The organism is Psychrobacter sp. 2Y5 (assembly GCF_051847375.1).
In the GTDB taxonomy this organism is placed as follows: Bacteria; Pseudomonadota; Gammaproteobacteria; order Pseudomonadales; family Moraxellaceae; genus Psychrobacter.
Genome location: NZ_JBPYDA010000004.1, coordinates 294747 through 309477, shown reverse-complemented (window position 1 = coordinate 309477; position 14731 = coordinate 294747). Strand labels below are relative to the sequence as shown.

Below are 14731 nucleotides of genomic sequence, written 5' to 3'. Positions count from 1 at the left end.
GACTTGCATCTTAAAGTCTAGGTCGTAACGCATAAAAATACCCCATAAGTTGTGTCCAACTTATGGGGGTCAGTTCAAAGGTAGGCTTTTTTAGTGCCCGTTACTGATCGTACTGATGCTTAATAATTGAGGATAGTGCTTTTCATTATAAATCACTGCTAATCGCTATCTGTTATAAAGCACCGCTAAAAGTATCGCAAGATTGCACGTTACCGCTCTCAAGGCCACGAGTGAACCAATCCACGCGCTGTTGACTCGTACCATGGGTAAAGCTATCTGGCGTTGCAGCGCGGCCACTGGCTTGTGCTAGACGATCATCGCCTATTTGTCCGGCAGCATTAATCGCCTCATTGATATCCCCTGGCTCTAGGAACTGTACTCGTTGTTGATTACGATTGGCCCATACCCCCGCAAAACAATCGGCTTGTAGCTCTTGCAATACAGACAAATGATTCCCTTGGGCTTGTGTCACTTGTTGTCGAGCTTGATTGACCTGCTGACTGATGCCCAACAACGTCTGCACATGATGACCTACTTCGTGCGAAATAACATAAGCTTGGGCAAAGTCACCCGCCTTACCTTGGTTTTCTTGCTCACCAGACCCTTGCTGATCGCCACTGATGCCTAGATTTTGACGCATCTCTTGAAAAAAAGTAGTATCAAGATAAATTGTCTGATCTCCTGGACAATAAAAAGGCCCTGTCGCTGCAGTTGCGCTTCCACAAGCTGAGCTAACTTGACCATTAAATAGCACCAACGAAGGCTCTTGATAGGTTTTTCCGCCTTCATTAAAAATCTGTCCCCAAACCTCTTCAGTATCTGCTAATACCACTTGCACGAACTGGGTATCACGGTCATTACTAGTCGCTACTTCAGTTGTAGAACTGCCTCCGCCGCCGGTTACAACTTGTCCCGTTTGTAGCGCGGTCATGGGATTGACTCCAAATACTAGCCATAAAATACCGGCGATAATAATACCGCCTATACCACCCCCTATCATTTTACCGCCGCCGCTGCTAGTACGTACGTTCGTACTACCTCTTCTGCCTCTCCACTTCATAACTGCTATCCTCTATAAAATAATCATTTATTCTGAATCTAATCCATAATCCCAAAGTTAAACCTATTTTTTCAACTACAAAATCTCAACAAAACATCAAATCTTTAAACGACAACCATTTTCCTTCAATAGTACAATCTTTATTGGTACAGACAATACAAAGTTAGACTGAATTTGCGTTATTTATTGTATTTTGTATTAGCAGCTATATCTAATTATGAGCACAATATCAAAGCCTATTTGAGCTTAAAAAGCTTAGCTCAAACTCATTAAAAAATAAGCTTTAGTACGGTCTTACTCTTAATTGAAAGGATTAAAGTAATCATTTCAATTACTTTATACGAAAAATGGTATCAGACTAGGGTTTGTAAATATTGTTTACATTTTTATTGCTCATTAATCACATAAAGTCTTTTCATTCTCAAAAAAAGAGTATAGAATGCGGGGAAGCTGAGTAGCTGTAACCATTGATGGTTGAATATAAAGATACTTAAATATAAAGATACCTATAAGTATCTAGCGTTAAGTGTCCCTTGTATTCAACCTTTTATTATAGCTATCATACTATTTCATTTTCTGGAGAAAACCTTATGAACGTTAAACTACTTGCATTAGCCGGTATCATGACTGCAACTTTTGGCTTGACTGCTTGCGATAGCAGCACTGAGAACGCTGCTGAAGATTTATCTGACGCACAAGAAGAAGTGCAAGACGCTCAAGAAGAGCTAAACGAAGCTGCTGCTGAAGGCGAAGTTGTTTCTGCTGACGCTGAAGCTGCTGTAACTGATGCTGAAGCTGACATCGCTGAAGCACAAGCTGCTACTGCTACTGACGAGATGGACGCTGAAGTTCCTGTCGACGGTACAACTACTAGCATGGATGTTGCTAGCGAAACTGATCCAGCTGCTGTAGACGCTGCTGACGACGTTGTTGTTGTAGAAGAATAAGCTTGGTCATCTATTACTCTGGTAATAAATACTGACTAATAAAAAAGAGAGCCTAGGCTCTCTTTTTTTGTGGTTACTATTTCGTATTCTAGTGAACCACTCTTTTAGTTAGGGGCTCTTTAGTTAGGCGTCATCATCACTTAGGCGCTTTTTGGTTTATAAAACACCCAAGCTCCTTTTGAGAATAGTGAAGATACCGTACACGCTGACTAAAACTCGCTCTAGTAACATAATGATAATTGTAGATTGAATCGAATATTTTTTAAACTAAAACAATACTCGCACTTCAAAGCAAAAACTAAGCTTCAAACAAATGCTCATCGACTTTTTGGCGAAATTTTTGGCCCGTCTTAAAAGTGACCACACGACGCGCAGATACCGCTACGGGCTCACCCGTTTTAGGGTTGCGACCTGGACGACTGCTCTTGTCTTTGAGCTCGAAGTTGCCAAACCCTGAAAGCTTAACTTCCTTACCTTCAATCAAACTCTCAGACAACTCATCGAAAAAATTCTCGACCAGACAGCGCCCTTCTTGACGGCTTAGGTTGAGGTGATCCATTAAATGTTCAATCATATCCGATTTTGTTAGGGTACTCACAGTGCGACTCCTGATTGGTGCAGTTTGATTTATAACCCCTATCATTATAAAGGATTTTTTTATAAATTAATGACTAGTTATCATAAAATTCTTTAAAAATAACCAGTTAGCATCAGTGAGTGCCGCTTAGCTATCGCGCAACTGAGCTCCATGCTGCTCGCTCAAAGCAGCAACTACTTTATCGGTGGTTGTTTTTACCGTGTCATCGGACAAGGTTTGGCTATGATCTTGCCATACCAATGCAAACGCTAATGAATGCTGACCTGCAGGCACGTTATCGCCTTGATAAACATCGAATAACCATAAATCAGTTAATAATGCTCCTGCTGCGTTACGTATAGTGGCTTGCAGAGTCTGCAAGCTGATTTTATCATCGACCAAAATAGCGATATCACGGCGTATCTGCGGGAATTTGCTAGGGGTGGTGATCGTCTGCTGTTCACGAGCAAGCTCTAATAAAGGCGCTAGTGAGAGCTGAGCGACCCAAGTGACTGGCAGATCAAGCTGCTTGGCAGTATTAGGATGCAGTTGTCCGAGCCACCCTATATAGCGATCATCTATATAGAGCTTAGCGCTTTGACCTGGATGCAGAAAGTCCAATTCACTACGCTCGTAACGTACACGCGCGCCGTCGATTAAAGCAGGTAGCAAGTGCTCTATATCATGCTTGAGATCATAAAAATCCACCGCACGGTTTTGGTAGGCTTGTTCATCCCAAACATTTCCTACAGCAACGAGAGCTATGCTAGGCGTCTGGACTAACTCACTGATGCTATGACCAACAAAGCTTAGGCCAGTCTCAAAGAAGCGTACGCGCGACTGTTGACGGTTGAGATTATATTGCACGCAAGGCAGCAGACTAGATAATAGCGTGCGGCGCATAACGGCTAAATCACTCGATATTGGATTAGCCAGCGCTAGTACCTCTCCTAGCGCCTCATCTTCGATTAGCGCTTCAATTTTTGCATCACTAAAGCTAAAGCTAATCGCTTCCATATAGCCGATATCGACTAAGGCCAGCTTCATCTCATGGGTCAAATCTGCAGTATCGTCATAGTCCATGCTGACTTGTAGATGAGGCAAGGTACTTGGGATATTATCGTAACCATATATTCGCGCAATTTCTTCTATCAAATCCTCTGCAATACTCATATCGAAGCGATGCGATGGCGGCGTAGCTTTTAAAACCTCACCTTGCTGCTCCATCTCAAAGCCAAGCTGAGTCAAAATGCGTATCATCGTCTCAGGTTCGATATCGACGCCTATCACCTCGCCTACCTTAGCAATGGGTAAAGATATCGGCGCGCGCAGTGGCAGCTCTGTAGGACTTTCAGCGCTCACTATAGATCCAGCTATGCCGCCTGTGACTGCGGTGATTAATTCGCGAGCACGCGCCAAAGCGAGCTGTGGCAACTCAAAATCAACGCCACGCTCAAAGCGCTGGGAAGCGTCGGTATGCAGACCAAAACGGCGAGCACGACCGGCGATAGCCAGCGGACTAAAAAACGCACTCTCTAGCAAAATATTGGTCGTCGTTTCAGTGACGCTACTACGTTTGCCGCCCATAATACCAGCAAGAGCTAAGATACCTGCATCATCAACGATGACCAGCTCATCACCGACTAAAGTTAGAGTCTGATCATTGAGTAAAGTAAGGCTTTCTTGCGGCTGCGCCAAACGCACTTGGATATCGCCTTTGATAGTATCGGCATCAAAAGCGTGCAAAGGCTGTCCCAGCTCCATCAATACATAGTTGGTTACATCGACCAAGAAGTTATGGGTACGTAGACCTGATTGAATGAGCGCGTCACTCATCCATTTTGGCGTATCAATACTACGATCGATAGTGCTAATCGCTTGCAGCAAATAACGCGGGCACTGCTCGGCGGCAGCGACCTTCACATTAGGGGTTTTAATATCTTTACTAGCAGCAAAAGCTAAATTTATCTCTGGCGTTTGTACTGCTAGCTCATTAATAACGGCTATTTCACGAGCGATACCGCGTACGCTGAAGCAGTCGCCGCGGTTCGGGGTAATAGAGATATCTAATATTTGATTGTCTAAGCCTAAATACTCACGGATATCAGTACCAATCGGGGCATCGTCAGGTAGCTCAAGCAGCCCATCGATATCATCAACCAAATCAATCTCAGAGGCACCGCAAAGCATACCGTTAGAAGCCACACCGCGCAGTTTACTTTTTTTAATTTTAAAACCTGTCTGGTCATCACTTGGCAACACAGCACCAACGGTAGCAACAGGCGCTTTCATCCCCACGTAAACATTGGGTGCACCGCAGACGATCTGTAATGGTTCAGCGCCGCCAATATTTACCTGAGTGACGCGCAGCTTATCAGCATCTGGATGTTGTTCCACGCTGATAACTTCGCCGACGACCACCCCACTAAAAGCGCGGGCAACTGCAAAACGATCGTCAATCTCAAGACCTGCCATCGTTAGCTGCTCAGCTAACTGTTCGCTAGTATTGGTAGGATTCACCCATTGACGTAGCCATTGTTCGCTAATTTTCATAAATATCTCGGATCTGAATTTTATAATAAAGATTCTATAGTAAGAAGAGGCGTATCAGTAGTCAGTGCCGTAAAAACAACTTAATAGCAGACAAGCATTTAGCCAAATTGCTGCAAAAAGCGTACGTCGTTCTGGAAAAACAGGCGCAAATCATCGATACCGTAATAGAGCATCGCAAAACGCTCAATACCCATCCCAAAAGCGAAGCCTGTATATTTGTCGCTATCGATGCCGCAATTGGTTAACACTTGCGGATGTACCATACCGCAGCCCATGACTTCTAGCCATTTACCATTATCGTCTAAGATATCGACTTCGGCAGAAGGCTCAGTAAACGGGAAGAATGAAGGACGAAAACGGACGGTGAGCTCTTTGCCAAAAAACGCTTGCAAGAATTCGCTAATCAGACCTTTTAGCTCAGCAAAGGTGCTCGATTCAGTGACCATGAGCCCCTCTAACTGATGGAACATCGGCGAATGTGTTTGGTCCGAGTCGTTACGATAGACGCGGCCTGGGCAGATAATACGAATCGGCGGCGCGCTTTGTTCCATCGTACGAATTTGTACGGGGCTAGTATGCGTACGCAATAAATAGTGCGCATCGAAATAAAAGGTATCGTGCATAGCGCGGGCAGGATGATGCGAGGGGATATTTAAAGCTTCAAAGTTATAATAGTCACTCTCAACTTCAGGGCCAGTCGCCACGTTGAAGCCTGCTTGCACAAAGAACTGCTGCATACGCTGAGTAATCATAGTCACTGGATGCAAGTGACCTTTTTGACCGCCGCGCGCAGGCAAAGTAATATCGATACTCTCCTTTGCAAGCTTAGCATTTAAGGCTGCAATCTCGAGTTGTTGCTGCTGCTCAGTGAGCGCTTGTCCAATACGGCTGCGGACTTGATGTAACCAGCCGCCATAAGTCTTTTTGTCATCGGCAGCAAGTTGCCCCATTTGTTTTGACCAACTGGTAAGCGAGCTTTTTTTGCCGGTTAGCTGTACCCTTAGCTCTTGTAGTTCTGGCACAGCAGTTGCTTGCGCAATCAGCGCTATAGCAGCATCGGCAAAACCGTTTAACTGCGCTTCATCGAGCTCATTTAATTGCAAAGATAGAGTCGGTAGCGCCGACAAATCGGTAGCAGCAGGGGTAGTCATAAGACGCATTATTCCTGGTATAGACAGAGTATAGATTGTAAGGGTTTGCGCAAATATTGCAAATTATTTACCGTCTTTTTATCTGGAGCGATGAATAACTTAACTGTTGAATATAGCGATATTAGCTATCGTCAACTCTATGCCTGTTTGAGGACGAGACAAAGATATAAAAAAAGCCACCGACTAGCGGTAGCTTCTTTTATATTGACCTAATCATAGTTATCAACTTGCCCTTAAACGCTTAACGATAAAGTCTAAGGGTAGCTAATACTTAAGCCAATTCTGCTTTCGCTTTTTCAACTAATACGCTAAAAGTAGCTGCATCATGCATAGCGATGTCAGCTAGAACGCGACGATCGATATCGATGTTAGCTTTTTTCATACCGTTGATAAAGCGGCTGTAGCTTAAACCGTTTAAACGTGCGCCAGCATTGATACGTGCGATCCATAGACGACGGAAAGTACGTTTCTTGTTGCGGCGGTCACGATAAGCGTATTGACCCGCTTTCGTTACGGCTTGTACTGCTACACGATAAACACGTGAGCGGGCACCGTAGTAGCCTTTTGCACGTTTTAGGATTTTTTTGTGACGGCGATTTGCCTGTACACCACGTTTTACACGGGCCATAATTTACTCCAAGATTCTTTAGATATAGTAAGCGATAAATTGCAATGATCGATTAGATGTATGGGCACATACGACGAACTGCTGCTTCGTCAGATTTGTCCACCATCTTTAGACCACGTAATTGGCGAATACGCTTAGGAGATTTCTTGGTCAAAATATGGCTTTTGAAGGCTTGCTTGCGCTTGAAGCCATTCGCTGTTTTTTTGAAGCGTTTTGCGGCGCCGCTTCTAGTTTTCATCTTAACTTTCATGATGAGTTGCCTCTTTGTCTTTGATAGAACCTGGTCGTCAAACGATTGTTATCAGCGATTAATAAAAATTCGCTCATCATTCAACCATTTGCCTCGAGGTGGGAGGCGCTATTTTAGCAGACTCACTACTAATTTGCCAATCAAAGTTTAAATTTTCAGGTCTAAATAGTTAAACGTTTTTATAGGAGTGAATTTTCCTTAAGAGCGCCTTATTTATCCTTTTAGCGCACAATGCTACCGCTCACCACCAAATATATTGAAATCAGCCTACTGCTATGCTTAAATAGTAATGTATTCATATATTTGAATATATTGTTCTCTAACAATACAAGCTTCTATATAGATTCCTATATTAATACGTAGCATCAATGATTCAGCGTAGGCATTTCCAAGCCTCTACCTTTTAAAGCATCCTTTTGGGAGATACTATCGATGATACCAACAGACCGAGAGCTAGTCTTCGATGATACTGTGTTCGTCTTTGAGACGGTCATGCGGGTGAGAAATAATGAGATTGGTGTCGGTAATTTTTTGACGCCAGAGTCTCTAGCTCATCTATTGTCTGAGACTCGAGAAAGGTTCTTATACGCCAAAGGTATCCAACAGATTCATGCCGATTACCAAGGTCTCATCATCGTTGATATGCAATTGAACCTTTTTAGTATGGTGCGCACGCGTGAAGCGCTGTTATTTGAGGTAGGCGTACAGCAGTTATCTACTAAAGGCTGCGATATCAATATTAAGGTCACGCGCATGGATGACGGCTCTTTGGTGGCCAAATCACGCCAGCATTTTGTCAATTATGATTATCGCTCGGGCAAAGTAACGACGCTGAACAAGACGATCAAACAAGCTCTCGATCAGTGTAAACAGGCTAACGCCTAAGCCCTACCTTTGTGCTTTTTCTTATTGTTTTCCCTATTATCGTATCGCATTTAAGCGACCTGTATAGTATTATCTGTCTAGTTTAATACTAATCCACCGCCCTTCCCTCTTCTTATCAGACGCTAGAGATACTATGACTGTACCGGCTTGGCTCACTGCTATAACTTTTAACTCCGATGGACTCATCCCAGCGATCGCGCAAGACCATCAATCAGGACGTATCTTGATGATGGCATGGATGAATAGCGAAGCGCTGCAACTGACCGCGCAAACACAAACGGCGGTCTATTTTTCGCGCTCTCGTAATCAGCTGTGGCATAAAGGCGAGACCTCAGGGCATACGCAGCACGTACACGATATTCATTTAGACTGTGACGCCGATGTCATCGTGCTTAGCGTTACCCAAGTGGGCAGTATCGCCTGCCATACCGGCCGTGAGTCTTGCTTTTATCAGCGCTTGGACTTGTCTGGCTCAGAGCCCACTTGGCAAGCGGTGGATCCGATATTGAAAGACCCTGCCGATATTTATAGTGCGAACCCTAAAAGTCATAATGTTACAGACGCTGCGAGTGAAACGGACACTGATTTGTCTCATAAAAATCACCAAAGCCCGCGAGCTGAAGACTCCATTTTGCAGCAGCTCGATCAAGTGCTCATTGCCCGTAAGCAGGCAGATAGTGATAGCTCTTATGTTGCAAGCCTCTACGCAAAAGGTCTCAATAAGATATTAGAAAAAGTAGGCGAAGAAGCGACCGAGAGCATTATTGCTGCCAAAGATTTGGCCAGTAGTGACGCGCAAGTAGACAAAGAAGCTTACGATGCGGCGCGTCATGAGTTTATTTACGAAGTGGCCGATGTCTGGTTTCATAGTTTAATTGGTCTGGCTTGGTTCGATATTGAGTCTAAAGCCGTACTCGATGAGTTGGGACGGCGTTTTGGTCTTTCGGGTATTGATGAGAAAAACGCTCGCTAGGCATGAGCTATGGGTTTTATAGCAAGGATTCGTTTAACCCTGTCAGCGACAGTGGTGTTGAACACTTCACTCATTGTTTTTACCCAAAAAACCTTAGGGAGGTTATAATAGCGCCTTGTTATACTTAAGATTATTATTGTACTTTGTTATTTTACTTTGATGATTATCATTGTGAGTTTGCTAGCGTCTCAGTATACTCGTCAATATAACAATCAATAAACTCAGCATATTAAGTGATAAGGATAACGTTATGGGTAGTTTTTCCATTACGCATTGGCTCATTCTCTTGGTCGTCGTCGTAGTCGTATTCGGTACCTCTAAGCTTAGAAATGCCGGTAAAGATCTAGGCGGCGCGGTCAAAGGCTTTAAAGAAGCGGTCAAGGATGAAGAAGCCGAACATGCTAATAAACACCGCGTACTCGATCATGAAGCTGGCGTGTCCCCCAAGAGTAGTGCTAACAAAACGCACGGCACCAAAGTTGATGATATTGAAATCAGTCCTGCTGCAAGCGATGATCAACATAAAGTTTAGTTCGACAGAGTAGTTAGTATCAGCCGCTGCGGCGGTTATTTTTACCTGCTCTATAGATAGTGATGCTCAGGCCTTATGTTTGATATCGGATTTTCAGAATTACTCTTATTCGGCGTTATTGCCTTAATCGTGCTTGGCCCAGAAAAGCTGCCACAAGCGGCGCGGACTGCTGGCCAATGGTATGCCAAGATTCGCCGTACTGTCTCAACACTACAGTCTGAAATAGAGGCTGAGCTTGATCTGGCAGAAACCCGCCAGCAGATGCAAAAAGAGATGGCCAAAATTCGTGAGACAGAAGCACAAATGCGTCGCGAGATGGCTGAGATGCGCGGGAGCATGCAAGAGTTTGAGTCGGCACAGAATCACAGTCTAAAAGGCGCAGAAGCTAACGCTACTAACTCCAAAAGCCCTGAAAGCTCCTTTGACAATAAAAGCTCCCTTGATAATCCAAGCACTCCTGATAACCGTGATACTGACTCCAAGCCAGTCCAGTCTGCAGGCTCCAGTTATGGTTACGGCTATCAAGACGGGAGTAGCGCTGCTAATCCTGAAGCGGTAGACGATTTATCCCATAGCGATCTTAGCCAGCCGACTCTGACGCAGCCTTGGGAAAACATGTGGTTTCGTCTAGGTGCTTATGATCAAGCGCGCCGTCTCCCTGCTCCGCCCTATTTGCCGAATTATAAAGCCGATACTTTGCTCTATAGCCAAACCGATGAGGGCAATTCAATGCCTCATAATGGAAAGGCGAATCTATGAAATTATTTAAAAGACAAAAGAGCCGGCAAGAAAAAATAGCTCACGAGGATTCAGTAGATAGCGCCTCTTCCGCTGGCGATAACGATGATAAAACCGATGATTTATTAGGGTCTCTTGCAGACATGCCCATCACTGAGCATTTGATTGAGCTGCGTCGGCATCTCATCAAGATCTGCGTCGCGGTATTGATTATATTTTTAGCGTTGGTTGGTTTCTCACGGGAGCTTTATGACTTTTTGTCTGATCCACTGGTAGCGCAGCTGCCCGCTAATTCGACAATGATCGCCACCGATATCACTTCTAACTTTATGGCGCCGATTCGCTTGACTATATTTGTGGCGGCCTTTTTTGCCATGCCTTATATTCTTTATCAAATTTGGTCCTTTGTCGCGCCCGGGCTGTACAAAAAAGAGAAAAAAGTTGCTATTCCGGTACTGTTGTCATCGATCATTCTTTTTTATGCTGGCGTGGCTTTTGCTTATTTTATCGTCCTCAAAGGTGTACTTAAATTCTTTATCGTTTTTGCACCACAAAACGTGTTGCCGATGACCGATATCGATAGTTATCTGAGCTTTGCACTGAAATTATTTATGGTGTTTGGACTGACTTTTGAGATTCCAGTGGTGACTTTGCTGTTGATATTGGTCGGTATTGTCTCCATTCAAAGCTTAGAGGATAAACGCCGTTATATCATTGTTGGCTGTTTTGCTATATCCGCAGTCGTGACACCGCCGGATGGCGTGTCGATGCTGATGCTTGCGTTTCCGATGTGGTTATTGTTTGAGTTAGGCTTATTTCTAGCTAAGATTTTACTTAAAGAGAAAAAAGAAGATCTAATCACTGACCATTCAGATCGTTAACAAAAGCCAAAGCGAAATAAATACTTTTATGAAATGATTAGAGCGTTGTGAGACGATGACTGCTTATAGCAAACGTTTGATCATAAAGAGAGATCAAATCTGCTAAAATCAACGTTTATTTGCCTGTTTTATCTAATCAAGAAAGCGCTTCTCTTCGCGTCTGTTCTTTTCTAATGAGCCATTGTTTACGCAGTGGCTTTTTTTAGCCCCGTGCCTTTTATTTTACTCTGTCTTTATATTTAGGTAGTTTTTTATGTCCGCATCTATGCCCGCTTATATGAGTGACCCTACCGATGAGCAGCTTGCCGCGCTCAATATGGCGATGGATCATAAGTCGTTTAAGGTGGTGGCTTATGCCGGCGCGGGTAAGACTACGACCCTTAAGCTCATCGGCGAGCGGCTACGCGGACGCGGCTTGTATTTAGCCTTTAACAAAGCCATTGCTAATGATGCACGCGCCAAGTTTCCAGGACATGTCGACTGCCGGACCTTTCATTCGCTCGCCTATCGTCATGTACCGCGAGATATTACCGCTAAGTTATCTTTGCCGCGCTTTTCTCCGAAACGCTTGGGCGATGATCTAGGTTTGCAGCCGGTGCAAGTACGTCGGCAAATAGAAGGCTCGAATAAATATATCACTTTAACGCCAGCACGACTCGCCAGATTTGTCAGTGACGCGGTTAGTAATTTTTGTAGCACCCATGCTAGCTACCCGGCACCTAGGCATCTTGCCTTCCCGAACTGGCTCGATGATACTGACGCTGAGCAGCTACGAGAGATGCTCTATCCAGCGGTCGAGCAGCGCTGGCTACAGTCGATTGACGCGCGTCATCCTGCCGGTATTGGGCATGATATTTATCTTAAGCTGTGGGCGCTATCGAAGCCAAATATTCCAGCAGACTTTATCTTATTTGATGAAGCGCAGGATGCTGATCCTTTGATGATGGGTATCCTGACCCAGCAATCAAAGCAAGTTATCTATGTTGGCGACGCCCATCAGCAGATCTATGAGTGGCGCGGCGCGGTCAATGCGATGAAAAAACTACCGCTACCGCAAACCTTATTAACGCAGTCGTTTCGCTTCGGCGAACCTATCGCAGAAGTGGCTAATACTCTCCTCAAAGCGCTACAAGAGGATGTACCTCTCAAAGGCAATCCAAACAAGCATTCTTCTACTGAGAAAGGCCTGATACATAGTAAAAAAGATGCCATCCTTTGTCGTACTAATGCCGCGGCGATGGTGCAGTTATTGACTGGCCTAAAGTTAGGTCACCGCGTCGCGCTACAAGCCGATACCGAGCGTATGCTAAAATTCTGCCAAGCGGCAGAAAATCTCAAAAATGGCAAGTCCGCTTATGGCGTACCAGAGCTGGCGTATTTTTATAATTGGTCGGATGTACAAGAGTATTCAGAAACTTCTGAGGGTAGCGATCTAAAAACCTTAGTCAAGCTGGTCGATGATCACGGCACTAGCGTCTTGACGCGCGCGGTAAATAGCTTAACCCGCATCGAGAACGCCGACTATGTCATTTCAACCGCGCATAAAGCCAAAGGGCTTGAGTGGGGAAAAGTACAGTTGGACGATGACTTCTATTATGATGTCACCACCAACGGTATTAAGATTAGTCCAGAAGAGCTACGCTTACTTTATGTCGCTTGTACCCGCGCGCAAAGCAACTTAGATATTGCTAATATTGGGCCACTGATTTCAGGTTTGCAGTCGGGCAAGAAGGTTATTTTTGGCAATTAGTTTGCTAATTTATTTTGAAATTCGCAATTTTTATGTACATTGAACTCATAGACGTTGTGACTAGACTTCAAACTTGGTATTTATCAATCAACATTTTAATTTTGCATAAGGGTTTGTTGGGCTAAAGCTCCAGCCTACGCGAACTCCTATGAATGTTGTGTATAATTGACTTGGCTCCAATTTTTCGATATTGGATGTGGTTAGCGAAGCGTAACCCACCTATTGAAAAGAGCTAAAACTTTAAATCCTTATACTATGTCCAATAAACTATTTAATCACTTATTTAATAATCCCGTCCGTCTGTTAGCACCGATGGAGGGCTTAACCGATCCTTTGATGCGGCAGATCTTGACGCAGATTGCCGCCGATTTGGGTCGTCCCTATGATTGGTCCGTTAGCGAGTTTATACGGGTCACCCAAACCGTCTTGCCTGCGCATGTGTTTTATAAATATGTGCCAGAGCTGCATCATAATGCCAAGACTGCTTCCGGTACGCCTATTCATATTCAGCTGCTTGGTAGCGAAGCGCAGTTGATGGCGGAAAATGCTGCCTTTGCTTGCGCGCTTGGTGCGCCGGCTATCGATATTAACTTTGGTTGTCCCGCCAAGACCGTTAACAGTCATCGTGGCGGTTCCGTGCTACTCGATGAGCCTGAAGTCATGTTTAAGATTATCAGTGCAGTCAGAAAAGCAGTGCCTAGTGATACTCCAGTCTCAGCAAAGATACGTTTGGGCTATACCGATACCAGCCGTATGGATGACATTCGAGGCGCTATCGCAGCTAGTGGCGCCGATTGGCTAACCATTCATGCCCGCACGAAAACCCAAGGCTATAAGCCGCCTGCTTATTGGGAAAAGATTCAAGGCTTTAATAGTCTAGATATACCAGTGATTGCTAATGGGGAGATTTGGAACAGTGAGCAAGCGCAGTTATGTATCAGGCAATCAGGCACGAAACATCTGATGCTAGGACGCGGGGCGGTGACCCGGCCGGATTTAATTGCGCAAGTGAATAAAATAGATGTAGCTAAGGACGAATCGTTGAAAACATCGACACTACTTTGGTCAGACTTAATCACTCATCAAATTAAGTTTTTGCAAGGCGAAGCAAAAAATGATGTGGTGCTAGTCGGACGTTATAAGCAGTGGCTGGGTATGCTGACCAAAGGCTATCCTGAAGCACAAAGCCTCTGGAATGAGATTAAAAGGGAGAAAGATAAAGCGGCTATCATCACCGCTTTACAAGCGAGTAGCTAATAAGGAATGCAAAATCAAAGTTGTCATCAAATGCTACTTTTAATCCTTGGCGCTTTAGCACTTAGTGCTTAGTATTTGGCCTTAACAGCCAAACTGTCAAACAGCCAAACGCTGAGCTTAAGCGCTAATTCGAATCGCTAGATAAAACAACATCAGCGGACAGGCCATCGATAGCGCCCAAAGGATAGAGCGAAAAGTCGCTAAGTTGGTAATATAAGCCACGCAGTAACCGATACGGATAATCACATATAGCCAAGCTAAGGTATTAATAATGGGCTGTGGTACAAAGAACAGCATCGCGACAATAACCGCTGCCAAAAATACCGGTAGCGTCTCATAGCTGTTTTGCTGAGCGGCATTCGCCCGCGCCGAAGCACCTGTAGTCTGCCGCAAAAAATCTCGCGGATGGGCGTTATCCGAGAGACCAAAGCCGCCTAAAACCTTGGCCATTATTGCCATCAGTAGCGGTAGTAAACTGGCAACTACCATTGCCCATATTGCGGCAGCGGCAGTATCAGGGATAAAACCAAAGAGGTAAATCATCTAACC

General features: G+C 44.6%; 15 protein-coding genes. 8 read left to right on the top strand and 7 right to left on the bottom strand.

The window, feature by feature from the left end; all coding sequences use genetic code 11:
- Nucleotides 1-172: 172 nt before the first annotated feature.
- The gene (ypfJ, locus tag ACS8E3_RS06440; RefSeq protein ID WP_439242390.1) at nucleotides 173-1060 is read right to left on the bottom strand and encodes a KPN_02809 family neutral zinc metallopeptidase; all 888 of its coding nucleotides are present in this window, start codon (nucleotides 1058-1060) and stop codon (nucleotides 173-175) included.
- Nucleotides 1061-1650: 590 nt separating this feature from the next.
- Between ypfJ and ACS8E3_RS06435 the strand changes: the two genes are divergently transcribed.
- Nucleotides 1651-2007, top strand: coding sequence for a hypothetical protein (locus ACS8E3_RS06435; protein WP_439242388.1), 357 nt, complete (start codon nucleotides 1651-1653; stop codon nucleotides 2005-2007).
- 298 nt (nucleotides 2008-2305) lie between these two features.
- Here the strand turns inward: ACS8E3_RS06435 and ACS8E3_RS06430 are convergent, their stop codons facing one another.
- From ACS8E3_RS06430 to rpmI, 5 genes are all read right to left on the bottom strand, one after another.
- Nucleotides 2306-2605 (bottom strand): integration host factor subunit alpha, encoded by a 300-nt coding sequence (locus ACS8E3_RS06430; protein ID WP_439242386.1) that lies wholly within the window; start codon nucleotides 2603-2605, stop codon nucleotides 2306-2308.
- Between the two features lie 126 nt (nucleotides 2606-2731).
- On the bottom strand, nucleotides 2732-5137 hold the full coding sequence (pheT, locus tag ACS8E3_RS06425) for a phenylalanine--tRNA ligase subunit beta (protein WP_439242384.1): 2406 nt from the start codon (nucleotides 5135-5137) through the stop codon (nucleotides 2732-2734).
- 98 nt (nucleotides 5138-5235) lie between these two features.
- On the bottom strand, nucleotides 5236-6288 hold the full coding sequence (pheS, locus tag ACS8E3_RS06420; protein ID WP_439242382.1) for a phenylalanine--tRNA ligase subunit alpha: 1053 nt from the start codon (nucleotides 6286-6288) through the stop codon (nucleotides 5236-5238).
- 271 nt (nucleotides 6289-6559) lie between these two features.
- On the bottom strand, nucleotides 6560-6916 hold the full coding sequence (gene rplT / locus ACS8E3_RS06415) for a 50S ribosomal protein L20 (RefSeq protein ID WP_439242380.1): 357 nt from the start codon (nucleotides 6914-6916) through the stop codon (nucleotides 6560-6562).
- Nucleotides 6917-6968: 52 nt separating this feature from the next.
- Nucleotides 6969-7166, bottom strand: coding sequence for a 50S ribosomal protein L35 (rpmI, locus tag ACS8E3_RS06410; RefSeq protein ID WP_439242378.1), 198 nt, complete (start codon nucleotides 7164-7166; stop codon nucleotides 6969-6971).
- A 432-nt stretch (nucleotides 7167-7598) separates the two neighbouring features.
- Here rpmI and ACS8E3_RS06405 point away from each other — a divergent pair, with 432 nt between their 5' ends.
- From ACS8E3_RS06405 to ACS8E3_RS06375, 7 genes are all read left to right on the top strand, one after another.
- Nucleotides 7599-8051, top strand: a complete 453-nt coding sequence (locus ACS8E3_RS06405) for an acyl-CoA thioesterase (RefSeq protein ID WP_439242376.1) — start codon at nucleotides 7599-7601, stop codon at nucleotides 8049-8051.
- Between the two features lie 133 nt (nucleotides 8052-8184).
- On the top strand, nucleotides 8185-9024 hold the full coding sequence (gene hisIE / locus ACS8E3_RS06400; protein WP_439242374.1) for a bifunctional phosphoribosyl-AMP cyclohydrolase/phosphoribosyl-ATP diphosphatase HisIE: 840 nt from the start codon (nucleotides 8185-8187) through the stop codon (nucleotides 9022-9024).
- Nucleotides 9025-9274: 250 nt separating this feature from the next.
- Nucleotides 9275-9556 (top strand): Sec-independent protein translocase subunit TatA, encoded by a 282-nt coding sequence (gene tatA / locus ACS8E3_RS06395; RefSeq protein ID WP_439242372.1) that lies wholly within the window; start codon nucleotides 9275-9277, stop codon nucleotides 9554-9556.
- A gap of 75 nt (nucleotides 9557-9631) precedes the next feature.
- Nucleotides 9632-10315, top strand: coding sequence for a Sec-independent protein translocase protein TatB (gene tatB / locus ACS8E3_RS06390; protein ID WP_439242370.1), 684 nt, complete (start codon nucleotides 9632-9634; stop codon nucleotides 10313-10315).
- Nucleotides 10316-10437: 122 nt separating this feature from the next.
- Entirely contained in the window at nucleotides 10438-11175 is a 738-nt protein-coding gene (gene tatC, locus ACS8E3_RS06385; RefSeq protein WP_439242419.1) for a twin-arginine translocase subunit TatC, read from the top strand.
- A gap of 253 nt (nucleotides 11176-11428) precedes the next feature.
- Nucleotides 11429-12925: a UvrD-helicase domain-containing protein gene (locus ACS8E3_RS06380; protein WP_439242368.1), complete on the top strand. Its 1497-nt coding sequence runs from the start codon at nucleotides 11429-11431 to the stop codon at nucleotides 12923-12925.
- A gap of 255 nt (nucleotides 12926-13180) precedes the next feature.
- Nucleotides 13181-14182 carry a tRNA dihydrouridine synthase gene (locus ACS8E3_RS06375; protein WP_439242366.1) on the top strand — a complete coding sequence of 334 codons (1002 nt, stop codon included), beginning with the start codon at nucleotides 13181-13183 and terminating at the stop codon, nucleotides 14180-14182.
- A gap of 117 nt (nucleotides 14183-14299) precedes the next feature.
- Here the strand turns inward: ACS8E3_RS06375 and ACS8E3_RS06370 are convergent, their stop codons facing one another.
- On the bottom strand, nucleotides 14300-14725 hold the full coding sequence (locus tag ACS8E3_RS06370; RefSeq protein ID WP_439242364.1) for an MAPEG family protein: 426 nt from the start codon (nucleotides 14723-14725) through the stop codon (nucleotides 14300-14302).
- Between the last annotated feature and the right edge of the window lie 6 nt (nucleotides 14726-14731).